The sequence below is a fragment of the Nocardia sp. CDC153 genome (assembly GCF_035818515.1).
Classification (GTDB): domain Bacteria; phylum Actinomycetota; class Actinomycetes; order Mycobacteriales; family Mycobacteriaceae; genus Nocardia.
Window position 1 is genome coordinate 124569 of the sequence record NZ_JAYKYU010000009.1, and the last position, 25014, is coordinate 149582.

Here is a 25014-nt window from a genome sequence, read left to right on the forward strand (position 1 = left end):
AACGGAATGTTTCGTTCTGTTTCAACCGTAGCGGAACGGATCGTTCCGTTCAAGTGCTATTCTCGATTCATGCCGAAGACAGCCGAAACCGCAGCTCAGCGCTCCCTACCCGGTCGCAAGGCGCAGGCCGCCCGCAATGACGAACTCATCCTGGCCGCCGCGCGGGACGTGTTCCTGGCCGAACCGAAGGCCCCGATCTCGGCCGTCGCCGAGCGCGCCGGGGTGGGCATCAGCGCCCTGTACCGCCGCTATCCGAGCAAGGAGGAGCTGCTGCGCACCCTCTGCTACGACGGGCTACGCCGCTACAACGCGGAAGCCGAAGCGGCGCTGCGGGATTCGGACGGCTGGCAGACCCTGGTCGACTTCCTGGAGCGCGTGGTCGACGCCGACGTGCACTCGCTGGTCGTCCATCTGGCCGGTACCTTCACCCCCGACGAGTCCATCGTCCCGGAGGTCCAGCGCTCGGCCGAACTCAATGCGGAGATCCTGCGCAGGGCACGCGCATCCGGCCGCCTGCGCCCGACCATCGAGGTCGCCGACTTCGGCCTGATCCTCGAATCCTGCGCCGCCATCTCCCTCCCCGACCCGGACCGCACCCGCCAACTCCGCCGCCGTGTCCTGGCGCTGCTCATCGACGGCCTCGCCACCACGGGAGACCTGCCGGGTCCGCCACCCGGCCCGAACGAGTTCGCCCACCGCTGGCAACGCGCTGACAAAGTGACCGCGGAACCATGATGATTTCCACGACTCGGCTCCGACTTCCGGAGGAACACTCGAAACGGAAGGGATTTGCCATGAACTGGACCCTCGAAGTGGTCATCGTCCCCGTGTCGGACGTCGACCGCGCCAAGGACTTCTACGCGAACAAGCTCGGCTTCCACGTCGACCACGATGTCGTGCCCAGCCCGGGCATGCGCATCTGCCAGCTGACCCCGCCGGGCTCCGGCTGCTCCATCGTGATCGGTGCGGGCGGCACGGTGCCGAAGATGGAGCCCGGATATCTGAAGGGCCTGCAACTGGTCGTCCCCGATCTGCGCCGCGCCCACGCCGAACTGGTCGAACGCGGCGTCGATGTCAGCGACATCCAGGTCCTGCCCGGCCCGCCCTCGGCCGGTGACCCCCTCGACAACGCCGGATTCGTCTTCTTCGACGACCCGGACGGCAATAGCTGGGCCATCCAACAGATCTCCAACCGGGCCTGAATACGACTCTGGGCGGATGGCCCGAAAGCCATCCGCCCAGAGGAGAATTCGTCTTACGACACGACGGGCAGGTACACCTTGTTACCGGCCGCCGCGAACTCCTCGGACTTCTCCGCCATGCCCGCCTCGATGGCGTTCACGTCGGTGAGGCCGTGCTTCTCGGCGTAGTCGCGCACGTCCTGCGAGATGCGCATGGAGCAGAACTTCGGACCGCACATGGAGCAGAAGTGGGCGGTCTTGGCGGGCTCGGCCGGGAGGGTCTCGTCGTGGTATTCCCGCGCGGTGTCGGGGTCGAGCGAGAGGTTGAACTGGTCGGTCCAGCGGAACTCGAAGCGCGCCTTGGACAGCGCGTTGTCGCGCTCCTGGGCGCGCGGGTGCTGCTTGGCCAGGTCGGCGGAGTGGGCGGCGATCTTGTAGGTGATCACGCCGACCTTCACGTCGTCGCGGTTGGGCAGGCCCAGGTGCTCCTTGGGAGTCACGTAGCAGAGCATCGCGGTACCGGCCTGGGCGATGATGGCCGCGCCGATGGCCGAGGTGATGTGGTCGTAGGCGGGCGCGATATCGGTGGCCAGCGGGCCGAGGGTGTAGAACGGAGCCTCCTCGCAGAGCTCCTCCTCGAGCCGCACGTTCTCCACGATCTTGTGCATCGGCACATGGCCGGGGCCCTCGATCATCACCTGCACGCCATAGGATTTCGCGATCTTGGTGAGCTCGCCCAGGGTGCGCAGTTCGGCGAACTGGGCCTCGTCATTGGCGTCCGCGATGGAGCCGGGACGCAGACCGTCACCGAGGGAGAAGGTGATGTCGTACTTGGCGAGAATCTCGCACAGCTCGGCGAAGTTGGTGTACAGGAACGACTCCTGGTGATGCGCCAAACACCAAGCGGCCATGATGGATCCGCCGCGCGAGACGATGCCGGTTACGCGCTTGGCGGCCAGCGGCACATAGCGCAGCAGCACGCCCGCGTGCACGGTCATGTAGTCCACGCCCTGCTCGGCCTGCTCGATCACGGTGTCGCGGTAGATCTCCCAGGTGAGCTTGGTGGGATCGCCGTTGACCTTCTCGAGCGCCTGGTAGATCGGCACGGTGCCCACCGGGACGGGGGAGTTGCGCAGAATCCACTCGCGGGTCTCGTGAATGTTCTTGCCGGTGGACAGATCCATGATGGTGTCCGCGCCCCAGCGGGTGGCCCACACCATCTTCTCGACCTCCTCGGCGATGGAGGAGCTCACGGCCGAGTTGCCGATATTCGCGTTGATCTTCACCGCGAACTTCTTGCCGATGATCATCGGCTCGGACTCGGGATGCTTGTGGTTCGCGGGGATGACCGCGCGGCCCGCGGCGACCTCGTCACGCACCAGTTCGGGCGAAACGCCTTCGCGCGCGGCGATGAAGGCCATCTCCTTGGTGATGATGCCCTGGCGCGCCCAGTTCAGCTGCGTCGGCGGGCCGTCGACCTGCGGCTTGTCCCAGCCGTCGCGCAGCTTGGGCAGACCCGCTTCCAGATCGATGGTGGCGCTGTCGTCGGTGTACGGGCCCGAGGTGTCGTACACGTCGAAGTGCTCGCCATTGGTGAGGTTGATGCGCCGCACCGGAACATTCAGGATCGTGCCGTCGGCCTCGATCTGTTCGTAGTGCTTGACGCTGCCCTCGATAGGACCGGTTGTCACGGTGTCGACAGGCGCAGATGTGCTGGAGACACGATTCGATGACATTTGAGAATCCTCCCTACGCCGGCATTACCCGGTCAGGTTCATACGGTCGACGGCCCACTAGCCGTCCTCTCAGCCCGCTGGTGCGAGCCCCCGTTGGCATGCGTACTTTTCCGCAGCCGACCATACCCCGGCAGTGCAAGGGTGTGGACCGGCGGCGGAAAAATATACGAGCTCGCTCTCAGTGCTCCTGCGGACCGATGGGCCAGCCGAGCGCGCCGAACGCCGCGTTCAGATTGATCTCGGTCTGGGTGGCGAGAGCATCCAGGCTGCCGAGCATGGTGATCACATTGTCGGTGCGGCAGCCGACCGGATCGCCCGCGCCCGGGGCGAGCCGCGACTTGATCCAGTTGAAGGCGTCGGCCATGCCCAGCGTGGTCAGGGTCAGATGCTCGCTGAGGTGATCGCGCTTGTAGTAGACGGAAGTGCCGCCGTCACACCACTGCTGGACCATCCGGTCGTTGGTGTACCAGGGCACGGCCTCGTCGTAAACACCCTGGTAGACCATGGTCGGCGCGGTCGGCGGATTGCTGCCCAGCACGGTCGAATCGAAGACCTCCTTGATCTCGGGCAAGGCCAGGTAATCCGCGATCGGGATGGTCAGCATGCGCTGGTAGTCGGTGAACATCAGGTTCAGCACATTGCGCACCAGACACTGATTGGCGGTGCGTTCCATGATCGCCCGCCCCTCCGGGGTCAGGTACTTGTCGGTGGTCTCCGCGAACTTCGGATAGGCGTTGCGCAGGGACGCGATGCCGACGCCGATCAGGCTCGCGAACATGGAACCGTTGACGTGCAGCAGCGATTCGACATCCGACACGGGCGCGCCCATGGCAATGCCCTTGATGTTCAGTTCCGGCGCGTAGCTCGGCTGCATCTCCGCCGCCCAGCCGCTGCCCATGCCGCCACCGGAGTAACCCCACAGGGCCACAGGCGTATTCGCGCCGTCCAGACCCAGCGGCTGGAAACTCTCGGCCGCGCGCACGCTGTCGAGAATCATGTAGCCCGGTTCCTTGGCCACCGCCAGATGGCCGTTGAGTCCCTCGTAGTCGGGCACGTTGATGGCGTAGCCCTGACTGATGGAGGCCGCGAGCTCGAGGTACTCGACCGTCGAGTGAATGCCCTCCAGCGCGGGCAGTCCGCCGCCCTGCTGCAGAACGTACGAGGGCGCGCAGGCGGGCGAGGTGCTGTCGTAGAAGAACTGGTGCGAGACCAGCGGGCGGCTGTGAGAAGTGTTGGCCCCCTCGGGGATCGCGACCGTGGTGGCCGCGACGGTCGGCTGTCCGAACAGGTCGGTGGTGCGGTAGAGCAGCTGCCAGGACCGCACGTGCACCGGCAGCACGGTCAGCACCGCCAGCTGTACTTCGCGACTGCGCAGGATCGTGCCCGGCTCGGCGGATTCGAAGCCGTCGGGCGCCTGGTAGAACGGGTCCACGTTCAACGGAAGCGGTTGCGCGGCAGCCGTTCCGGCGGTGAAACCCCCTAGTAGTACGGCCGAGGCGGCCGTCAATGCCGTCGCGAGGGCGGCCGCGAGCAGCCGCGTCCCTCGTCTTCGGCGATCCCCATTGATTGCCACGTCTCTGTTCCCTTCCTCATCGACGTGACAGCGATTACAACACGGTATCCAGTTACCAACAAGATGTCTTTCTGAAAATAGCTTGGCTATCGTCTAGGCATGTCCCGCAGCAAATCTGCCGCGCCGACCGACCGGACCCCCGTACGGCGTCGCATCCGTGGCCTGGACGCCGACGAGCGCAGCGCCCAGCGCCGTCGTCAACTGCTGTCCGCCGCCACCGAACTCTTTGCCCGGCAAAGCTATTCGCTGACCTCGATCGAACAGATCTGCCAGCACGCCTACGTCGGCACCAAGGGCTTCTACGACCACTTCGAGAGCAAGGAAGCCTGCTACACCGCCCTGCTCGTCCAGATCAGTACCGGCATCCAGCAACGCGTCGCCGAGGTCGCCGCCGAGACCGCGGATCGGGACTGGCCGACCCGCCGCGCGGCCGTCGTCGCCGCCTTCGTGCACGCCATCGCCGACGACCCGCGACTGGCCAAGGTGACCTTCGGCGAGGCGGGCGGCATTTCCCCCGCCGTGGAGGCCCAGCGCCGCAGTAATCGCCGCTGGTCCGCGGAATTCCTGAAACAGCAATGGCTGCAGGACGATCCGCGCGAACACCCCGGCATGCTGGCCTTGGCGCTGGCCACCATCGGCGGCATGTTCGAACTCGTCGCCGACTGGCTGCACCACCACGACGACGGCGGCGCCCCCGACTCCGTCGAAACCCTCGTCGCCGACCTGAACCACTTCGTCGCCGTCGTCGACGCGGGCCGAGCGGCGATGCGCTGATCGGCGACGGCTCAGCGCGGCCGGGCGTCGAGCATGATCTCGCGAAGGGCGTCGCGCAGCCAGCGGTGGGCCGGGTCGGCGTCGTTGCGGGGATGCCAGGCCAAAGCGTAAGGGAGCGGCGGGGTTTCGACCGGCAGCTCGAAGGTGGTGAGACCCAGTTGCTCCGCCATCGGGCCCGCGCAGGCGGGGATATTGCCCAGTAGATCGCTATTGCGGAGGAAGAAGAGCGAGCCGGTGATTCCGGCGACCGAGGCGGTGACTTCGCGACGCAGGCCCTGCCGGGCGAGCGCGTCGTCGATCGGGCCGGTGAGGCGTCCCCGGCGCGAGGCCGCAAGGTGGCGGGCGCTCACATAGTCCTCCAGCCGAATTCTGTTGCCGCGCACCAGCGGATGCCCGAGGCGGGCCGCCCCGATCATACGGTCCTCGTAGACCTGCGCGATATGGATTTCCGGCGCGCGATCGCCGATGATGCCCATCTCCAAATCGGCATGGCCATCCCACAGCATGGGTGTGTCGGTGTGGCCCTCGTTGAGGAAGCGCAGGGTGATGCCCGGCTCCTCGGCCGCCGCGCGCTCGACCAGAGCCGGGCCGAACACCGCGGCCATGGCGTAGTGGGCCAACACGGTGAGATCGCGGGTCACCGACCGGACATCGGTGCTATGGGCGGCCGAGAAGAGCCGCTGCACACGATCGACCAGTTCCCGCACCTCGGCCTGGATGGCCAGCGCGTGTGGGGTCGGGACCATGACCCGGCCCGCGCGGACCAGGATCGGGTCGCCGATCGTGCGCCGGATACGGTCGGATAAATTATCCGATGGCGAGTAGGATGTATGGATGGCCAAGACGAAGCTATCGATCACCATCGACGATTCGGTTGCCGCTGACGCGGATGCCGCCGCAGAGGCCGCAGGTCTCAACCGTTCCGAATATATGGAGCGAGCGGTGCGGGAGGCCAACCTGCGGGCGGCGCTGCAACGCTACAAGTCCGTCACTGTCCCTACGCTCGGAATTGACGAATACGCCCAGCGCATCTATCAACTCAATCGGAAAGTGGGCCTGTGATCCGTCCTGGCGCAATTTGTCCCCGCCGCGATACCGACACAGAGATCTACGTCGCCGTTCTGTCCAGCGCCACTCATATCGAAGCCGAGACCGGACGAGTGTTCGTGTGTCCCTTTATACCCGGCGAATTGCCCGAGGGTGCAATGGCTTTCGATGTCGCAGTGCCCACGCCAACCGGCCTCCTATTGCCAGAACTCACGCAGTGGCTGCCAGTCTCGGCGCTTGACGAGCCGATCGGCAACGCCGGGCAGCAGGCGCTAACACGCGCCACATCCCTGGTTGCCTCACTACTGGGCTGGCCCTGAAACTAGGTAGCGGGATGCTGCCGCAGCGCTCCGATTCTTCGCCGTGGGCGCGCTGGCGGCGCGTCCGGGCACTGGGCAATATCGGTGGCGGGCTGTTGCAGCAGTATCTGCCGTGGCAGGCGTTGTTCTGGGTGATGGTCCCCGCTGGACTCGCACTGCTCATCGCGGTGGCGGTCGTGACCCCGAAAACCCCACGGCGCGAAGCGAATCAGGATCTGACCGGGGCGCTGCTGCTCATGGCCGGATCGACCGCGCTGCTCTACGGCATTATCGAGGGCCCCTCGCACGGCTGGGGCGCGCCGGAGGTGCTGGTCGGGTTCGGGCTCGGCGCGATCCTGATCGTGGTGCTGGGTTGGCATTCGCTGCGCTCGCCGCATCCGCTCATCGACCCGCGCGTGTTCCGGTCTCGGTCGCTGTCCGTGGCCGTATTGGGCACGGCCACCACGTTTTTCGGGCTGTTCGCCTTGTTCTTCGTGAACTCGCAGTACCTGCAATACGTGAAGGGATTCTCGGCTGGAAGCCGCCCTGGGGCCCCGGATTCCGGCCGCGGGTGGGCTGGCCGCCATCGGCGCGGGCCTGCTGCTGGTCGCCACCGCGGACGCCGGCACCCCGTATCCGCTGTACGCGGTCTACCTGGTGCTGCTGTCGTTCGGTATGGGTTTCGCCGCCCCGGTGCTCACCATCGGTGTCGCGATGATCGGTACCCTGATGGCCTCACACACGGGGGACGGTGCTCGCCATCCGGCCGACTTCGCCGACGGCATGGGTCTCGGCCTCGCCGTCATCGGCTCGCTGGTGCTGCTCGCCGCCGGTGTGGTCGCCCTCGGCTACCGTCGGTGAGGCTTCCGGGCCCGACTCTTCCAGTCCGATCCGCTTGTGCAGTGCCGCAAGCGGTTTCGGGGCCCACCAGTTGCCGGTGGACATCAGACGCATGAGGGCCGGGGCCAGCAGGCCACGGATGATGGTCGCGTCGGCGACCACGGCCAGTGCCAAGCCGATCCCGAACAGCTTCATGGGTGCGACCTCGGAGGTGGCCACGGCCAGCAGCACCACCGCCATCAATCCCGCCGCGGCGGTGAAGATTCGGCCGGTGCGGGCCACTCCGAGGGCGACCGAGCGGGTGTTGGCCTCGCTACTGCGGTCCGAGGCCAGCCACTCCTCGCGAATGCGGGAGAGCAGGAACACCTCGTAGTCCATGGACATGCCGAAGGCCAGGCAGAACATGAGGATCGGCATGAACAGGTCGATATTGCCGGTGGCGGTGAAACCCAGGAGGCCGGACAGATGGCCCTGCTCGAAGATCCAGATCATCGCGCCGAAGGTGGCGGTGAGCGAGAGCATGTTCAGCAGCAGCGCCTTCACCGGGAGCACCACGCTGCCGGTGAACAGGAACAGCAGAATCAGGGTGATGACGGCGATCAGCGCGCCCGCCAAGGGAAGTCGGCTGATCACCGAGTCCATGGTGTCCTCGTTCAGGGCGGCCGCACCGCCGAAGCGGACCTCGCCGGGCGCGTCCACCGCGCGCAATTGCGACAGCTGCCGCTTGCCCTCGGCGGAGTAGGGCGCGACCCTGGTGCCGACCGACAGATAGGTTCCGCCGGGTCCCGCCATCTGCGGGATGCCGGCCGCCATCTTGGTGCCGTTCGCGTAGACGCCCTCACTCGACAGCACCGCCGGAACCCCGGGCACCCGCGACAGCGCGGCGGCGTACCCGCCGATTTCCCCGCTGTCGCCGTGGAATCCGGGCAGGGCCACCACGGCACTCGACGCCATATCGGCATTGAAGTCGTGTCGCAGCGCGTCACCCACCTGCCGGCTGGAGGCGAAGGTGCCGATCACCCGGTCGTCGGGTGTCCCGAAATGCGCCTGCAGGAACGGAGATCCGAGCCCCAGCAGCACCGCCGCCGCGATGACCGCGACCGGCAGGGCCCGCCGCATCACCCGGGTGACCAGCCGATACCAGAAGGTGTCCGCCGGCCGCCTGGGCGCGATGGCCGTGCGCCCGGCCAGGCGGCGCAAGGGCTTTCGCAGATCCCAGGCGTTCACGCGATCCCCGAGCAGCATGAGGGCCGCGGGCAGCAGCAGGACCGACGCGCCCACCGCGGCCGCCACGACCGCCACGCCCGCGTACGCGAAGGACTTGAAGAACGGCTGCGGGAACACCGCCAGCGCGGCCAGCGCGAGCGCCACCGTCAAGCCGGAGAAGACGACCGTGCGGCCCGCCGTCCGCACCGAACGCAGAATGGCCGAACGGGTATCGCGCCCCGCGGCCAGCTCTTCGCGATACCGACTGACAATGAACAGGCTGTAGTCGATGGCCAGGGCCAGCCCCAGCGCGCTGGTCATGTTCAGCGCGAAGATCGACACCTGCATGACCGTGGTCAGCCCGCGCAGAATCCCGAGCGTGGCGGCAATCGCGAAGAGCCCCACCCCGATCGGCAGCGCCGCCGCGACCACGCTGCCGAACACCAGCACCAGCAGCAGCCCGGACACCGGCACCGCGATGGCCTCGGCCACCACCAGATCCTTCTCGACCTGGTGATTGATATCCGCGAACGATCCGGCCATGCCGCCGACCCGCACCCGCACGCCGTCGCGATCGCCATTGAACTGGTTGGCCAACTCCGCCGCGCGGTTCTGCACATCGGTATCGGTGCCGGTCACCGTGGCCATGATCAGCCCGCGCTGGCCGTCCTTGCTCTTGAGCGCGGCGGCCAGATCGGGTCGGGCGGTCGCGGTGGTCCAATACGACTGCACGCCGGTGATATTCGGATTCCGGCCGAGGTCGTCGGTAATGCGCTGCGCCTCGGCGCGCACCTGCGGAGCGTTGACGCCGCCGTCACCGCTCACCATGACGATGAGGTTCGGATTGCCGCCGGGGAAGTTCTCGGTGATGAAGTCATTGGCGCGCACCGACTCCAGCGAGCCGGTCAGGTACCCGCCGCCGACCATGTGGGACTTCGCGGTGGCACCGAACCCACCGCAGACGAGCATCAGCAAGAGCGCGGCCACCAGCACGGCACGCGGGCGCGCCATGGCGAACCGGGCAAGACTGGTCAACACTGACGCCACCTCCGAGGGTCTCCCGACGCTCGGAACCGTAGCGTTCCTGATCTACCGCTCGGTAGGGTCAGTGACGACGCTCATGCAGATAGCCCATGGCTATCTCGGGAAGTATCGCGCCCGCCGCGGCCGAAGCCGCGGCGGGCGCAAGGGGAGTGGGAAAGGGTTAAACGGCTTTCACGGCGCGGCCGCGCACCTCGCCCAGGCTCAGGCGACCACCGCCGACGGCGGGCGCGGTGGCGGTGATCGTCACCTCGTCGCCGTCGTTGAGGAAGGTGCGCTGCACCCCGTTCAGCTCGAGGGGTTCGGTGCCGCCCCAGGTCATTTCCATCAGCGATCCCCGCTCACTGCGGTCCGCGCCCGAAATGGTGCCGGAGGCGAACAGATCCCCGGTGCGGGTGGAGGCCCCGTTCACCGTCATGTGCGCGAGCATCTGCGCCGGAGACCAGTACATGCGCCGGTACGGGGGAGTGGAGACGACCTGCCCGTTCCATTCGACGCTCAGGTTGATGTCCAATCCCCAGGCCGCCGTGTCCCGCAGATACGGCAGCGGTTCGGGATGCTGCGCGGGCAGCGGAATCCGGGCGGCGGCCAGCGCGTCGAGCGGAGTGACCCACGCCGACAGGGTGGTTGCGAAGGACTTGCCGAGGAACGGGCCCAGCGGTTGCCCCTCCCACGCCTGGATGTCCCGCGCCGACCAGTCGTTGACCAGGGCCACCCCGAAGACGTGTTCGGCGAACTCGCCCGTCTCGATGGGACGGCCCAGCTCCGACCCCGCGCCCACGATGAAACCCAGCTCGGCCTCGATGTCGAGCCGTCGACTCGGCCCGAAATCCGGTGTGCCGGAATCGGTCTTGCGCTGACCGTGCGGCCGGACGATATCGGTGCCCGACACCACCACCGTGCCCGAGCGCCCGTGGTACCCCACCGGCAGATGTCGCCAGTTCGGCAGCAGCGGTTCGGCATTGGGCCGCAGCATGCGCCCCAGCGCGGTGGCGTGATCGAGGCTGGCGTAGAAGTCCACGTAGTCGCCGATCTCGACCGGCAGATCCAGCCGCACCGCCCGCACCTCGTGCACGGCCGCCGCGGGCAGCTCCGATTCGGCGGCCGCGCGCACCCGCTCGCGCACCTCCCGCCAGCACTGCGGACCCTGCGTCATGAAGGCGTTGAGGCTGGGCTGGTGGAACATCGGATCGTCCAGCGCGACAGCCAGATCGATGATCGAATCACCCAGCCGCGCGCCCACCCGCGGCTCCTCGCCCAGCGGGCGGAACACGCAGTAGGGCAAATGCGTGGGTCCGAACCCGGAACCCTCGGGCACCTCGATACGCACGCGACTGCTCATCTCCCCGTTCACCTTCCCCGTCACCCACCCATCCACTCAAATCCACTGACTCGGCCCGCGACCCGACCAGGTCCACGCGTAACCGGGATCCTCGCAGGCCAACGCGCCCTCGCCCAGCTGCAGCGGGTGGAAGGTGTCCACCATGACCGCCAGCTCGTCGAAGAACTCGAGGCCGATGCTGCGCTCGTAGGCTCCGGGCTGCGGGCCGTGAGCGTACCCGCCCGGATGCACCGACACCGAACCCTGTCCGATCCCGGATCCCTTGCGCGCCTCGTAGTTTCCGCCGCAATAGAACATGATCTCGTCGGAGTCCACATTCGAGTGGTAGTAGGGCACCGGGATCGACAGCGGGTGATAGTCGACCTTGCGCGGCACGAAATTGCAGACCACGAAGTTCTGCCCCTCGAACGCCTGATGCGCGGGCGGCGGCTGATGCACGCGCCCGGTAATGGGTTCGAAGTCGGCGATGTCGAAGGTGAACGGGTACAGGCAGCCGTCCCAGCCCACCACGTCGAAGGGGTGCGTCGCGTAAACCATGCTGGTGCCGACAATCTCACCGGCGGGCCGGTGCTTGACCAGCACCTCCACATTCTCCCCCTCGGCCGCCACGAGTTCGGTCGGGCCGTGCAGGTCCCGTTCGCAATAGGGTGAATGCTCCAGGAACTGACCGTATTTCGAGAGATACCGCTTGGGCGGCGCGATGTGGCCCGAACCCTCGATCACATACGCGCGCAGTGGTTCCGGACCGTCGGGAATCCAGCGGTGCGTGGTCGCGCGGGGTAGCAGCACCTGATGCCCCTGCCGCACCGGCAGCGACCCGAAGACGGTTTCCACCCGCCCCGAACCGGATTCGATATAGACCAGCTCGTCGCCGATCGCATTGCGGTACAGCGCCGATTCCCGCAGCGCCGCCACGTACGAGATGCGCACGTCGGCATTGCCGAGCAGCAGCCGCCGCCCGGTCACCACATCGCTGTCGGACGGCTTGTCGCCGAGGAAGAGTTCGTGCAGCTTCAAATGCCGGTGTCGCAGAGGGTGATTCGGGTACAGCCGCTGTTCGGGCAGCACCCACACCGACGAATCCACAATGGCCGGAGGCAGACTCCGGTGATAGAGCAGCGAGGAGTCGCCGGAGAAGCCCTCTTCTCCCATCAGCTCTTCGTAATAGAGCCGACCCTGCGCATCCCGATGCTGCGTGTGCCGCTTGGGCGGCACCGAACCAAGTTGCCGATAGAACGTCATTGCCGTCTCCCGCATTGACCGATGGTCCCTTTCCCATCGTAGCCATCGGATTGCGGGCGGGACCCCGGTTCGGGCAGGTGTGCTCGAGCTTGGCTCAGGCGTGCCGCAGGGCCCGATAGACGGCCGCTCCGACGAACTCGCCCAACGTGTCCGGAGTCCATTCACCCGGATCGGTCAGCAATGTTCGGACCGCGCCCTCACCCGCCGAGACCCATAATTCGACGAGTGCCGAGAGTTTGCGCTCCGCGTCCTCGGTGCCCCAGGCCCTCAGGGTCGGCCGCAGGCGGCGCGTGCAGCGCTCCACGGCGAGCAGTCGGCCCTTGCCGAACGAATCCGCCACGGCCGGATCGGGATTGCCGTAGAGCAGCCGCCAGCTGTCGGGGCGCGTGGACACCGTGTGCAGCAGCGCGCGGAAGCCCTCCACGAAGACGGCCTCGTCGGCCTCCACCCGGCGGCGCGGCAGCACGTCCAGGATGCCCGCGACCAGGTACTCCTCCTCGCGGCGAATCAGGGCCTCGAGCAACTCCACCCGATCGGTGAAGCAGGCGTACACGACGGGCCGGGTCACCTTCATGCGGTCGGCCACCGCGGCGATGGTCACCGCGGCGATGCCGTCGGCGACGGCGATCTCCAGCGCGGTGTCGAGGACCTGCGGGCGGCGGCGTTCGGGGCCCAGGTGCCGCGCGCGCTCGCGGGGTCGTGTGGCCGAATCGGTGCCCATGCGCACCGAGGGTAGCAGCGCCCGCGAAGGCGGGAACGGCAGGTCGGATGGGTTTCCAAGATCGTTTCATTCACCGGTGTACAAAAATGCTACATTCACGAAGGAAAACATCCGGAGGAGCAGCGGACTCCTCCCCGGCCGGAGGAGACGGATCCCGATGGGTCAGAGCCTGTTCAACCCGAAGACCTGCGACTTCGCCGAATTCGACGCCGAGACCCGGCGGCTGTTGCGCGCCACCGTCGACTACTTCGAAGCCTTCGGCAAGGTCCGGCTGCTCGCCGAGAGCCGGGATCGGGTCTGGTACGCGGACTTCCTGGACTTCATCAAGCGCGAGCGCGTCTTCGCGACCTTCCTGACCCCGGCCGAGCAGGCGGGCGGCGACCCGAACAAGCGTTGGGACACCGCGCGCATCGCCATGATGAGCAAGATCCTGGGCTTCTACGGAATGCAATTCTGGTACGTGTGGCAGGTGACGATCCTGGGTCTCGGCCCGATCTGGCAGAGCCCCAATGCCGAGGCCAAGGCCCGCGCGGCAGCGCTGCTCGAATCCGGTGAGATCTTCGCGTTCGGCCTGTCCGAGAAGGAACACGGCGCGGACATCTACTCCACCGACATGGTGCTCGAGCCGCAGCCGGACGGCGGCTACACCGCCACCGGCGGCAAGCACTACATCGGCAATGGGAATCTCGCGGGCATGGTGTCGGTCTTCGGCCGCCGCGCCGACAAGCCGATCATCGACTCCTCGGACTTCCTGCGGAAGATGACCGACGAGGAGTACTCCGGGTACCTGTTCTTCGCCGCCGACTCCCGGCACAAGAACTACAAGCTGCGCCGCAATGTCGTCGACTCCCAGATGTATGTCGCCGCTTTCGATCTCGACGCGTACCCGGTCGCCGAGTCCGACATCCTGCACACCGGCCGGGCCGCCTTCGACGCCGCCATGAACACGGTGAACGTCGGCAAGTTCAACCTCGGCTTCGGCGCGGTCGGCGCGTGCGAGCACGCCATGTTCGAGGCCGTCACCCACGCCCACGGCCGAATCCTGTTCGGGCACCGCGTGACCGAGTTCCCCCAGGTGAAATCCCTGCTCGCGGACAGCTACGCGCGGCTGATCGGCATGAAGCTCTACAGCGAGCGCGCCATCGACTACATGCGCTCGGCCAATGCGAACGACCGGCGCTACCTGCTGTTCAACGCCATCGAGAAGATGTCGGTCACCCGGCACGGGCAGCAGCTGTACGAGGATCTCGCGGACGTCATCGCCGCGCGCGGCTTCGAGAACGACATGTACTTCCCCATGGCCATGGTCGGCATGTTCGGGCTGCCGCGCCTCGAAGGCACGGTGCACGTGAACATGGCGCTGTCGCTGAAGTTCATGCCCAACTTCATGTTCCATCCGGCCGACGCCGGGCTGGCCGCGCTGCGCTACCTGCCGGGTGCGGGCGTCGCACCCAAGGGCGCGGTGCGCGCGGTCTCGGGCGCGCTGAGCTGGACCAGTCGCCGCGCCACCGGCCCGGCCGCCAAGGCGGTCCCGGCGCTGCGGGCCGAATTCGCCCGTGCCGCACACGCTCCCGTGCCCACCCGCCGCGATGCCGCCGATGACGAGTTCCTGTTCCGGCAGGGCCCGAGCAGCGGTCTGGGCAAGATTCGCTTCGGCGACTGGCGGCCGGTCTTCGAGAAGTTCGCGCACATTCCGAATGTCGCGGTCTTCCTCGAACAGGCCCTGGCCTTCCAGGCACTGCTGGCCGCCGCCACCCCGACCGCCGCGCAGCAGCAGGACGTCGACTTCCTCTTCGCCCTCGGCGAGCTGTTCACCACCCTCCCGTACGCGCAGCTCATCCTCGAGCAGGCCGAGATCGCCGGGGCCGACGAGGCGGTGCTGGACCAACTCTTCGACCTGTTCGTCCGCGAGTTCTCCCGCCACGCCCTGACGTTGCACACCAAGCCCACCGCCACCAAGGCCCAACAGGTCCGAGCCCTCGATCTGGTCCGCCGACCGATCGCCGACCAGGCCCGCTTCGAGGCAGTGTTGACGCAGGTCACAGCGCTGGCGGGTGTGTACGAGATGAATCCCTGAACCCAAATGCTACATTCGTGAATGAATAGGCTTCCGGCCTAGCCATCGACACTGCAAAGGAGCAGAAACGATGACGGCAGTGACCGAACGTCCGCAATTCGACGCACCTGCCCGCACCATCCGCGAGGTCGACTACGGCTTCTTCGGACCCGGCTCGCCGACCTGGAAGGTCTGGACCGCGCCCACCGCGCTCATCGGATTCCAGCGCGCGGTCACCCTCGAGCACTTCGATCCGGATCTGACCGCCGCGGTCGCCGATGTCGGCGGCATCTACAGCGATCCGCGCGGGCGGCTCGACCACACCTTCGCCTACTTCCTGATCGCCGCGGTGGCCGACAGCCGCATGGCCATCGAGGCGTCCGAGCACCTCATGCAGGTGCACGCCAAGGCCACCGGGATCGAGCCGATCACCGGAAAGCGCTACAGCGCCAACAATCCCGACTCGCAGCTGTGGATTCACGTCACCGGCTGGCACTCGGTGCTCAAGTGCTACGAGATGTACGGCCCGGGCCCGCTGACGCCGGAGGAGGAGGCGCAGTACTGGCGGGAGTGTGTCGTCGCCGCCGAACTGCAGACCTGCAAGCCGTCCGATGTCCCCACCTCCCGCGCCGAGGTCCGCGAGTACTTCGAGCGGGTGCGCCCCCGGCTGTGTAGCTCCGAACGTGCCCGTCGCGGCATGCACTACCTGTTGTTCACGCCGTCGGAGAAGGGCGTGAAGCTTTGGGCGGGAAGCCGTTTGGTGGCCCCGGCCGCCATCGCGACGCTGCCGAAGTGGATGCGGGAAACCGGCGGATTCGACCAGCCGGGCCTGCTCGACGCGGCCTATCCGCCCGCGGTGCGCCTGGCCATGAAGACCCTGAAGAACGACCGGCTCGAACTGACGGTCGCCAAGCACTTCATCGGCCGGATGACCGGTCGTCTGCTCGCGGAACATATGCGAGCCGGGGTTCCGGTGAATCCGGTCACCGTCACTCCGCAGCAGGCCAAGCAGCTGTACGGCCGTAGCGCCCGCTCCAGCGCATAACGGCGCGGTTAACTTTTCGAGATCGGGCCCGGTCGATCCGGTCATTTCGGATGAAGAGACGTACCTACGCTTGCGTAACGGTACGGGCGTACGGCAACCTGCGCTTGATCTCCAACATCGCTTGATCGATTACCTATGCCCGAGGAGGCCCTTCCGTGTCCCACTACAAGGCGAACCTACGAGACATCGAGTTCAACTTGTTCGAGGTACTGGGCATTGGCGAGCTGCTGGACAAGGGCGCCTACGGTGACCTGGACGCCGACACCGCGCGGGAGATGCTCGCCGAGGCCAAGCGCCTGGCCGAGGGCCCGATCGCGGAGTCGTTCGTCGACGCCGACCGCAACCCGGTCGAGTTCATTCCGGATCAGCACACCATCACCGTCCCCGAATCGCTGAAGAAGACCGTGGCCGCGGTCAACGAGGCCGGCTACTCGGGCCTGGGCATGTCCGAGGAGATGGGCGGCGTGCCCGCGCCGAACGCGCTGATCTGGGGCATCCAGGAAATGCTGGTGGCGGCCAACAACTCGGCCTCCTTCTTCAATATGGGTCCGCTCATGCACAAGGTGCTCTTCGACGAGGGCACCGAACAGCAGCAGAAGTGGGCCGCGTACGCGTGGGAAAACCGTTGGGGCGGAACCATGGTGCTCACCGAGCCCGACGCCGGTTCCGATGTCGGCATGGGCCGCACCAAGGCCATCGCGCAGGCCGACGGCACCTGGCACATCGAGGGCGTGAAGCGCTTCATTTCCGGCGGCGACGTGGGCGACACCGCCGACAACATCTTCCACCTGGTGCTGGCCCGCCCCGAGGGCGCGGGACCGGGCACCAAGGGCCTGTCGCTGTTCGTGGTGCCGCGCTTCCTGTTCGACACCGAGACAATGGAACTCGGCGCCAAGAACGGCGCGCTGGTCACCGGCGTCGAGCACAAGATGGGCATCAAGTCCTCGCCGACCTGTGAGATCACCTTCGGCGGCGACATTCCGGCCGTGGGCTACCTGGTCGGCGACGTTCACAATGGCATCGCGCAGATGTTCAAGGTCATCGAGAACGCGCGAATGATGGTGGGCACCAAGGCCACCGGCGCGCTGTCCACCGGGTACCTCAATGCCCTCGAGTACGCCAAGCAGCGCGTGCAGGGCGCGGACCTGACCCAGATGGCCGACAAGAGCGCGCCGCGCGTCACCATCACCCACCACCCGGACGTGCGTCGCTCGCTGGCCACCCAGAAGGCCTACGCCGAGGGCCTGCGCGCGCTGTACATGTTCTGCGCTTCCTACCAGAACGCCGATGTGGCACAGGCCAATTACGGTGTGGACGCCGAGCTGGCCGAGCGGGTCAACGACCTGCTGCTGCCGATCGTCAAGGGCTGCGGTTCGGACCGCGCCTACGAGAGCCTGACCGAATCGCTGCAGACCCTGGGCGGCTCGGGCTACCTGCAGGACTACCCGATCGAGCAGTACATCCGCGACTGCAAGATCGACTCGCTGTACGAGGGCACCACCGCCATCCAGGCGCAGGACTTCTTCTTCCGCAAGATCATTCGCGACAAGGGCGTGGCGCTCGGCCACGTCGCGGGTCTGATCCAGAAGTTCATCGACGCCGGGCCGGACCAGTTCAAGGTCGAGCGCGGGCTGCTCGGCGCGGCGCTGGCCGACGTGCAGGCCATGGCGGCCACGCTGACCGGCTACCTGATGGCCTCGCAGCAGCAGACCGACGAGATCTACAAGGTCGGCCTGGGCTCGGTCCGATTCCTCTACGCCGTGGGCGATCTCGTCATCGCCTGGCGACTGCTCGAGCAGGCCGCCATCGCGCAGGCCGCGCTGGACGCGGGCGCGGACGCCAAGGACAAGAACTTCTACACCGGCAAGGTCGGTGTGGCTTCGTGGTTCGCGAAGAACAAGCTCCCGCTGATCAGCGGCGTGCGTTCGGTCGTCGAGAACCTCGACACCGACATCATGAAGCTGGACGAAGCGGCTTTCTGATTCTCGGTGCGTGTCCCCTCGGCGAGTCATACAGGCTCGCCGAGGGGACACGCACATTTCGTTTGTGACCTGCGGTGAACTGTCGTGCCCGCGGGGTACAACTACCGCATGGTCTTCCCGGTTTCCTTCGGCTGGATCCAGATCCTGTTGCTGGTGCTCGCCATCGCGGCCATCGGTCTGTTGATCACGGCCGTCTTCAGGGCGCGCAAGGTGGGCTGGCGGGTGCTGGCCGGGCGGGGCGCGGGTGCCGTCGGGCTCGTGCTCGTCGCCGTGGTGATCCTCTGGATCACCACGCTGCTACAGACGTTCCTGGGGCTCACGGGCGAGGTGAAGGCCGCCCACATCGAGGCCAAACCCATTGCCGGGCAAGAACACATGATGGACGTGGATCTGACCCTCTACGGCGACAAGGACCACGCCGACAAGCACGAGACCTACAAGGTCGAGGGCGACATGTGGGTGCTGCAGGCCAATATCGTGGAGCTCGAGCCCTGGGTCAACGCCCTCGGCTTCAACTCCGGCTACAAGGTGACGCGCCTGTACGGCCAGCGCCTGGACGGCATCGCCACCAAACAGAACCAGATCTTCCTCAACGGCAGCGACCAGGACTTCTTCCAGGACATGAAGAACCAGTCCTGGTACACAAAGCCTTTCGTGCGCTCCGCCTACGGCAACGCGGTCATCGCAACACCCGGAAACTACGACGTCTTCATATCCCGAGACGCCATCAAAACCCGACCGGTCTAGTTCTGAGGCGGTTGGGCCAAGTTGAACTGACAGAAACCGTGCTGCACGCCAGCGGGAAGACAGATGTTCCGTCTATGGCCATCAGCGCCTCAGGCGGATAGCCAGTCTCTCCGGAATCGTTCACGGTCCGCAACCGTGCCGTGCAACCACATCCAGCGCATGACACCGATTGCCATCGCTACCGTGTGCTCGGAGAGGTTCGAAACCGCAGCGAGTAAGTCATCGAACGAATGCTCTTCCACTATCGGTTCGCTACTTCGAGGTGGACGGTGGCTTATTCTGACGACGTCATCGTCGATTCGATAGTCGTAATGTGCGGATGCGTTTCTGATGACAGGGTGGATGCCCTCGGCCAACTCGGGGCTGAAGGTGGTCAGACCACTCCGGACCGCGCCAAATGAATTGTTCGAGGCCGTTGAAGCGTCGAGTATGGCAATCGAGCCATTCGCTACTTTCGATGCAGTCAGTACGAGACTTCCGTACGCGCGATACGGACCCTCTACCGCCTTGGCTCCAATATCCAACACCTCGTCGACCCAGCCCGGTCGCATCCGATCAGGATGAGTCAGCACGTGATTCAGTCGCCGGTGCTGGTCGATAAGCTTCCGCCAGGCGGCTGAGCAGACGCCAAGGAAGTAGTCGAAATCACCGATCCACTGCGGCTCGACAGCGGATGCGGCATCGAACGCGATCTGTACCGCCGCGACTCGACGTGATCGGCGCTGCTGATCATGCATCCCTCTCGCGACAGGTACGAGTGGGATCAAGGGGCGAAGCATTACCGGATCCTGACGGACGATCTCTTTAAGCTCGGGAAACACATGGCTGATTGACGATCCACTGGCGGCGGTAACCGCCAGAGGGTCGAGCGGAGTCATCAAATTGGCCGCAGCCACAGTCGTCGTGCACGCGGCGTCCAGCATCTCCTGACCGCTCCGCATTCGCTCTAGGGCGATACCAGCGGTTGGAGCGGTCAAAGTCGTCAGGAACTTGACGGACGCGGCCCCGAAAAGCAAAACGCCGCGAATCAGAGCACGATGGGTTGCAAGGAGTACTGGTGGGGGAGGGCTCGCCTTGAGATTTGCTGCGAAGTCGAGCATTTCATTGGTGAGCTCGAGTAGACGCGACCACGCGATCTGTGTATCTGTATCCTGCGGATCGTCGAAGTCGCCTTCCCCCATGTGTTTCGGGAGCCGATCGGCCCAGTTCAGGATAGTCTCGAACGCTGTCGGCAACCACTGCCGATAATCATCCGCAGAAACCCGATGACCGCGATCTGCAATTTCCATATTCTGCGCGAACTCTAGACGCTCCTGCAGCCGAATCAGATCGGCTCCGAAGCCCTGAGCGCGGAGTTCTGCCGCTCGATCGACCAACTGCAGCTCTGACCCGCATCGCACGCACCGATCATTTGGGCTTTTCGCGACACCGAACACTGTCCCGCAGTCGTCGCAGCCAAACACAGTGAAACCAAGACGAAACCCTTTATCGGTCTTGAGTTTCCCGCCAGGCGCCAGGTCTTGGGACCCACAGACCGAGCAGCTGGTGAGTTCGTCGGACGAGAGCTCGCTACCACATGCTATGCAATGCTGCATACAGTCTGCCCCCTGGAGTTGCACTGAACAGTATTGGGATCCTGGTCAATTTTGGACCCTGATCTCCGTAGTTCCCACAGCTGGGAACCGATCGGGCAACATCTAGCGCCGGGGATCACCTTCCACGATCCGAGGCGCTGAGTCTGCCGTAGCGGTCATTCTGACTGTATGGAAGCGGTCGACCGACCATCGATTGGCCTGTGAGGCGAGAAGAGAACTCAGTCGGCGAGATCGGCTACGACCGGGGCATGGTCGCTCGCGCCCTTGCCCTTTCGCTCCTCGCGGTCGACGTTCGCGTCGGTGACGCGGGCCGCCAGGGCGGGGGAGGCGAGGATGAAGTCGATGCGCATGCCTTCCTTGCGGGGGAAGCGCAGCTGGGTGTAGTCCCAGTAGGTGTAGACGCCGGGGCCGGGGTGGAAGGGGCGCATCACGTCGGTGAAGCCCGCCTCGTTGATGGCCTCGAAGGCGTCGCGTTCGCGGTCGGAGACGTGGGTCTTGCCCTGGAAGAACTCCGGTGACCAGACATCCAGGTCGGTCGGCGCGATATTCCAGTCACCGACCAGCGCGATCTGCGCGTCCGGATCCTCCGCGAGCCACTTGCTGCCCGCGGCGCGCAGTGCCGCAAGCCATTCCAGCTTGTAGGCGTAGTGCGGATCGTCGAGCGCGCGGCCGTTCGGCACGTACAGGCTCCACACCCGCACCCCGCCGCAGGTCGCCCCGAGCGCACGAGCCTCCACCACCGGCGCGCTCAGCAGCGACTCACCGGCGTCCTTGTCGAAACCCGGCTGATCCGGGAATCCGATCTCCACATCCTCGAGCCCCACCCGCGAGGCGATGGCGACACCGTTCCACTGGCTGAGGCCGATGTGCGCGACCTCGTATCCGGCGGCCTCGAACGCCTCGAACGGGAACTGCTCGTCCTTGCACTTGGTCTCCTGCATGGCGAGCACGTCGATATCGGCGCGGTCCAGCCACGCCAGCACCCGATCCTGCCGGGTGCGAATCGAATTCACGTTCCAGGTGGCGATGCGCATGGGGGTGGTGGACCTTTCAGCAATAGTCTTTCGAAAAGCGAGAATCAGGGCGCGGCGTACCGGTAGCCGTGGTGCTCCAGGAAACCCATCTCCTGATACAACGCCAGCGCCGCGTCATTGTCATCCGACACCTGCACGTACGCGTGCGTGGCCCCGCGCGCCTGCCCCCAGCGGATCATCTCGGCGCACACCAGCGCGCCCAGTCCGTGCCGCCGATGCCCGACCGCCACCGCCACGCAGGTCAGCCCGACCCACTGGCGGCCGTCCGGGGCGGTGGTCACCGCGGCCCGGCCGATGGCCAGCGGCGTCGGCAAACCCAGTGTGGCGAAGGCGACTTCGCCGTCGCGCACCGCCGTGAGCACCTCTACCACCGGCGTGGACCCGACATCGGTGTCCCCGCCGCGATGCCGGTGCATGGACAGCCAGGCCCCGTCCGGTTCCGGGGTGAACCGCACCATCGACGGGCCCTGCGGCAGGACCAGATTCGCGATTTCGACGGCCAGCACCCGGGTTTCGTTCCACTCGCGCCACTGCGCGGGAGCCGTGGCCAGCCGATCGGGCAGCTGCAACACCATGGGCAGGCCGTGCGCGGTGTACCACTCGCCGATCCGGTACAGGGTTTCGGCGTTCATCAGCGCCGGACCGTCCGTACCGCCCAGCGGCACCGCGGAATTCGCGCGATTGGTGTAGCCGTCCCCGGCGCGCAGCAGCCAGCCGTCCACCCAGGACCGGTGCAGGCCCGGCCAGGCGTCGGCCGCCGCCGACTCCAGGGCCCGGATCTCGCTGGTCCGAATGGGCCTGGGTCCCACCGGTTTCCAGGCCACCACCTGATCCCAGGCGATGGAGACCACCTGGCCGTCGGCGGTGCGCACGGTCAGGGGGTCGGTCGCGGTGAGCTCGCCGATCACATCCGTCAGCGGTTGCGGATATCCCGCGGGCAGGCGATAGCGAACCACAACCCGCTTGCCGATCGGCGGGAGTTCGGAATCGGTCATGGGCGAATCAGTCGTCGTCCTCGTCGACGTCGTCGTGCCCGAATGGATCCGGGACGGTGCCCGGCACCCAGCTCAAACCCGGCTTGCCCCAGCCGTTTCGCTTGATGGCCTTCTTGGCGGCGCGCGCATTGCGGCCCACCAGCACATCCACGTACAGGTAGCCGTCGAGGTGGCCGGTCTCGTGCTGCAGCATGCGGGCGAAGAAGCCGCGGCCCTCGATCTCGACCGGCTCGCCCTTCTCGTCGGTGCCGGTCACCTTGGCCCAGTCGGCGCGGCCGGTGGGGAACTGCTCGCCGGGCACCGACAGGCAGCCCTCTTCGTCATCGTCGGGATCCGGCATGGTTTCCGGGATCTCGGAGGTCACCAGCACCGGATTGACCACGCAGCCGCGGCGGCGCACCATCTTGCCGTCGGACACCTCGTCCGGGCAGTCGTAGACGAAGATGCGCGGGGAGAGCTCGTCTTCGGCCTTGATGATCACCTGATTGGCCGCCAACCCGACGCCGTGGGCGGCGTCCATGGTCTCGTACATGTCCGCGATCAGCTCGGCCAGCTCTTCCGGGGACTGCGTGACCGGGGTGGTCGCGCGGTGCAGAACCGGGTCGCCGACAATGCGAATCGGGAGAATAGCCATGCTGAGCAGCCTACTGGGTGGTTGCCGGGCTGCTCACGCTGGCCGTTCCCCATGCGACACGCCGGGGATGAGTCACCGAAACACGCCGAGCGGTACGCATCGGGAAGGTCCCGCCGCGTGGTTGAATGATCGGCGACGCACAAGCACCATATTCGTCTGGTGACCACTCGGCGAGGGAGCACTATGGACAGCGCAGCGGCACGAGACATCTCCGCAAGCGAGGACGGTATCCCCGCGGGCTCCCCCGGTGGCCCGGAGCATGTCGCCGACGAGGATGGGGCGCACGGCCTTTCCCGCCGCGAACTCGACATTCTGGACTTCGAGCGCAAATGGTGGAAGTACGCGGGCGCCAAAGAGGAAGCCATCCGCGAGCTGTTCGACCTCTCGCCCACCCGCTACTACCAGGTGCTGAACTCCGTCGTCGACAAGCCCGAGGCGCTGGCCGCGGACCCGATGCTGGTCAAGCGGTTGCGCCGATTGCGCGCCAGCCGCCAGAAGACCAGGGCCGCACGCCGTCTCGGTTTCCAGGTATAACCCAGTAGGCTCGACGCGTGAGCACTCCGAATTCGCCGTCCGGCGGTCCGCCGCTGCGGGCCCTGGCGATGGTTCTGATCGCGCTGTCCATCGTGTTCGCGGGGATCGGCGCGATGTCGCTGTCGAGTTCGGACTCCTCCGGCGCGAGCTCGGAGTCGAGCTCGCAGACCAGCAGCGCCGCGCCCACCACCACTGCGGCACAGCAGAATTCGGCCCAGGTCACCACCCCGCCGGTCGCGCCGACCACCACCGCCGCGCTGCCGACCACCACCACGACCACACCGCCCGCGCCCACCACCACCGCGGCCGCGGGCATCGACAAGACCGTTCCCGTACGGGTTTACAACAACGGCACCATCCCCGGGCTCGCCAAGAAGACCGGTGATCAACTCAGCGGTGAGGGTTACAACGTCACCGAGGTGGGGAACTACCCGAACGGTGTCATCCCGAAAACGACCGTGTACTACGGCAGTTCACCCAAGGAGCAGGCGCTGGCCCAGGCCATCGCCGCCGAACTGGGCTGTTCGGCCGAACCCCGATTCCCGGGCATCTCGGACTCGCCCACCGGCGTCATCGTCATCGTCACCGGCGGCTAGCCCGCCCAGAACACCCGGATGGCCCCTCCACGGGACACACACACGCCTCTGGCATCATCTTGTCCGGTACGAACTATGTCCACCCTGCTTTCCCGATAAACTCGGACTCGTAAAGGAGTTCCCCGATGGCCTCGTCCACAACTCGTCGCCCGTCCTGGTGGACTGTTGCTCCGGTGCTCGCGGTCGCGGCCCTCGGCCTCACCGCCTGCTCCAACAGCCAGGAATCGAGCGACGTCAAGGGGACGACCCCGGCGGTCTTCACCAGCTCGCCCGCCCCGGCCGGTACCTCGAGCGGTCTGGGCAATGCCGCGGAGCCGCGTGATTCGGTGTCGGCGACCCTCAAGGACTCGAACGGCCAGACCGTCGGCACCGCCACCTTCGCCAATGTCGGCGGCCACCTCGAGGTGACCGTGGAGGCGCACGGCCTCAAGCCCGGATTCCACGGTCTGCACCTGCACTCGGTCGGCAAGTGCGAGCCGAACTCCGTCGCGCCCTCGGGCGGCGCGCCCGGCGACTTCCTTTCCGCCGGTGGCCACCTGCAGGTCGGCGACGCCACCGCGCACCCGTCCAGCGGCGACCTGACCTCGCTCGAGGTGCTCAAGGACGGCACCGCCAAGCTGACCACCACCACCGACTCGGTGACCCTGGACGAGATCAAGGGCAAGGCCCTGATCATCCACAACGGCGCCGACAACTTCGGCAACATTCCCACCCGGTACGCGCCCGCACCGGATCAGGAAACCCTCTCGACCGGCGACGCGGGCGCTCGGGTCGCCTGCGGCGTCGTGTCCTGA

General features: G+C 66.5%; 23 protein-coding genes and 1 riboswitch. Of the genes, 12 read left to right on the plus strand and 11 right to left on the minus strand.

From position 1 onward, the window contains the following. Window positions 1–69: 69 nt before the first annotated feature. Window positions 70–735, plus strand: coding sequence for a TetR/AcrR family transcriptional regulator (locus tag VMT65_RS36795; RefSeq protein ID WP_326313314.1), 666 nt, complete (start codon window positions 70–72; stop codon window positions 733–735). 59 nt (window positions 736–794) lie between these two features. After that, entirely contained in the window at window positions 795–1202 is a 408-nt protein-coding gene (locus VMT65_RS36800) for a VOC family protein (RefSeq protein WP_326313315.1), read from the plus strand. Window positions 1203–1255: 53 nt separating this feature from the next. Here VMT65_RS36800 and thiC read toward each other — a convergent pair whose 3' ends face one another. After that, window positions 1256–2917 (minus strand): phosphomethylpyrimidine synthase ThiC, encoded by a 1662-nt coding sequence (gene thiC / locus VMT65_RS36805; protein ID WP_326313316.1) that lies wholly within the window; start codon window positions 2915–2917, stop codon window positions 1256–1258. After that, window positions 2911–3021: riboswitch (TPP riboswitch) on the minus strand. (Overlaps the previous gene by 7 nt.) Window positions 3022–3095: 74 nt before the next feature. After that, window positions 3096–4490, minus strand: coding sequence for a lipase family protein (locus VMT65_RS36810; RefSeq protein WP_326313317.1), 1395 nt, complete (start codon window positions 4488–4490; stop codon window positions 3096–3098). A gap of 99 nt (window positions 4491–4589) precedes the next feature. On the opposite strand from VMT65_RS36810, the gene VMT65_RS36815 reads away from it, so the two are divergent. Next, window positions 4590–5264, plus strand: coding sequence for a TetR/AcrR family transcriptional regulator (locus VMT65_RS36815; protein ID WP_326313318.1), 675 nt, complete (start codon window positions 4590–4592; stop codon window positions 5262–5264). A gap of 11 nt (window positions 5265–5275) precedes the next feature. Here VMT65_RS36815 and VMT65_RS36820 read toward each other — a convergent pair whose 3' ends face one another. Continuing rightward, window positions 5276–6010, minus strand: a complete 735-nt coding sequence (locus tag VMT65_RS36820) for a LysR substrate-binding domain-containing protein (RefSeq protein ID WP_326313319.1) — start codon at window positions 6008–6010, stop codon at window positions 5276–5278. Window positions 6011–6098: 88 nt separating this feature from the next. Between VMT65_RS36820 and VMT65_RS36825 the strand changes: the two genes are divergently transcribed. Together VMT65_RS36825 and VMT65_RS36830 are read left to right on the plus strand one after the other, a co-directional pair. Next, window positions 6099–6326 (plus strand): ribbon-helix-helix protein, CopG family, encoded by a 228-nt coding sequence (locus VMT65_RS36825; protein WP_326313320.1) that lies wholly within the window; start codon window positions 6099–6101, stop codon window positions 6324–6326. Continuing rightward, entirely contained in the window at window positions 6323–6631 is a 309-nt protein-coding gene (locus tag VMT65_RS36830; RefSeq protein WP_326313321.1) for a toxin, read from the plus strand. The genes VMT65_RS36825 and VMT65_RS36830 overlap by 4 nt, the downstream gene beginning before the upstream one ends. Window positions 6632–7345: 714 nt before the next feature. Here the strand turns inward: VMT65_RS36830 and VMT65_RS36835 are convergent. The 4 genes from VMT65_RS36835 to VMT65_RS36850 all read right to left on the minus strand — a co-directional run bounded on the left by VMT65_RS36835 (window position 7346) and on the right by VMT65_RS36850 (window position 13002). After that, window positions 7346–9694, minus strand: coding sequence for an MMPL family transporter (locus VMT65_RS36835; RefSeq protein ID WP_326313322.1), 2349 nt, complete (start codon window positions 9692–9694; stop codon window positions 7346–7348). Between the two features lie 166 nt (window positions 9695–9860). Then, a complete protein-coding gene (gene fahA, locus VMT65_RS36840; protein ID WP_326313323.1) occupies window positions 9861–11039 on the minus strand; it encodes a fumarylacetoacetase in 1179 nt (392 codons plus the stop codon). A 36-nt stretch (window positions 11040–11075) separates the two neighbouring features. Further along, window positions 11076–12281: a homogentisate 1,2-dioxygenase gene (locus VMT65_RS36845; protein ID WP_326313373.1), complete on the minus strand. Its 1206-nt coding sequence runs from the start codon at window positions 12279–12281 to the stop codon at window positions 11076–11078. A gap of 94 nt (window positions 12282–12375) precedes the next feature. Further along, window positions 12376–13002 (minus strand): TetR/AcrR family transcriptional regulator, encoded by a 627-nt coding sequence (locus VMT65_RS36850; RefSeq protein ID WP_326313324.1) that lies wholly within the window; start codon window positions 13000–13002, stop codon window positions 12376–12378. Between the two features lie 157 nt (window positions 13003–13159). Here VMT65_RS36850 and VMT65_RS36855 point away from each other — a divergent pair, with 157 nt between their 5' ends. The 4 genes from VMT65_RS36855 to VMT65_RS36870 all read left to right on the plus strand — a co-directional run bounded on the left by VMT65_RS36855 (window position 13160) and on the right by VMT65_RS36870 (window position 18832). Next, window positions 13160–15079 (plus strand): acyl-CoA dehydrogenase family protein, encoded by a 1920-nt coding sequence (locus tag VMT65_RS36855; RefSeq protein WP_326313325.1) that lies wholly within the window; start codon window positions 13160–13162, stop codon window positions 15077–15079. A gap of 70 nt (window positions 15080–15149) precedes the next feature. After that, entirely contained in the window at window positions 15150–16103 is a 954-nt protein-coding gene (locus tag VMT65_RS36860) for an oxygenase MpaB family protein (RefSeq protein WP_326313326.1), read from the plus strand. Between the two features lie 155 nt (window positions 16104–16258). Further along, window positions 16259–18085, plus strand: coding sequence for an acyl-CoA dehydrogenase (locus tag VMT65_RS36865; RefSeq protein WP_326313327.1), 1827 nt, complete (start codon window positions 16259–16261; stop codon window positions 18083–18085). Between the two features lie 108 nt (window positions 18086–18193). Next, window positions 18194–18832 (plus strand): hypothetical protein, encoded by a 639-nt coding sequence (locus VMT65_RS36870; protein WP_326313375.1) that lies wholly within the window; start codon window positions 18194–18196, stop codon window positions 18830–18832. 89 nt (window positions 18833–18921) lie between these two features. Here the strand turns inward: VMT65_RS36870 and VMT65_RS36875 are convergent, their stop codons facing one another. From VMT65_RS36875 to VMT65_RS36890, 4 genes are all read right to left on the minus strand, one after another. Continuing rightward, window positions 18922–20121 carry a hypothetical protein gene (locus VMT65_RS36875; protein ID WP_326313328.1) on the minus strand — a complete coding sequence of 400 codons (1200 nt, stop codon included), beginning with the start codon at window positions 20119–20121 and terminating at the stop codon, window positions 18922–18924. A gap of 524 nt (window positions 20122–20645) precedes the next feature. Then, window positions 20646–21461, minus strand: a complete 816-nt coding sequence (locus tag VMT65_RS36880; RefSeq protein ID WP_326313329.1) for an exodeoxyribonuclease III — start codon at window positions 21459–21461, stop codon at window positions 20646–20648. A gap of 44 nt (window positions 21462–21505) precedes the next feature. Continuing rightward, a complete protein-coding gene (locus VMT65_RS36885) occupies window positions 21506–22456 on the minus strand; it encodes an N-acetylglutamate synthase, CG3035 family (RefSeq protein ID WP_326313330.1) in 951 nt (316 codons plus the stop codon). Between the two features lie 7 nt (window positions 22457–22463). After that, entirely contained in the window at window positions 22464–23090 is a 627-nt protein-coding gene (locus tag VMT65_RS36890; RefSeq protein WP_326313331.1) for a peptide deformylase, read from the minus strand. Window positions 23091–23273: 183 nt separating this feature from the next. On the opposite strand from VMT65_RS36890, the gene VMT65_RS36895 reads away from it, so the two are divergent. The 3 genes from VMT65_RS36895 to sodC all read left to right on the plus strand — a co-directional run bounded on the left by VMT65_RS36895 (window position 23274) and on the right by sodC (window position 25014). After that, window positions 23274–23624, plus strand: coding sequence for a DUF3263 domain-containing protein (locus VMT65_RS36895; protein WP_326313332.1), 351 nt, complete (start codon window positions 23274–23276; stop codon window positions 23622–23624). Between the two features lie 17 nt (window positions 23625–23641). Continuing rightward, window positions 23642–24220, plus strand: a complete 579-nt coding sequence (locus VMT65_RS36900) for a LytR C-terminal domain-containing protein (protein ID WP_326313333.1) — start codon at window positions 23642–23644, stop codon at window positions 24218–24220. A 125-nt stretch (window positions 24221–24345) separates the two neighbouring features. Further along, window positions 24346–25014 carry a superoxide dismutase[Cu-Zn] gene (gene sodC, locus VMT65_RS36905; RefSeq protein ID WP_326313334.1) on the plus strand — a complete coding sequence of 223 codons (669 nt, stop codon included), beginning with the start codon at window positions 24346–24348 and terminating at the stop codon, window positions 25012–25014.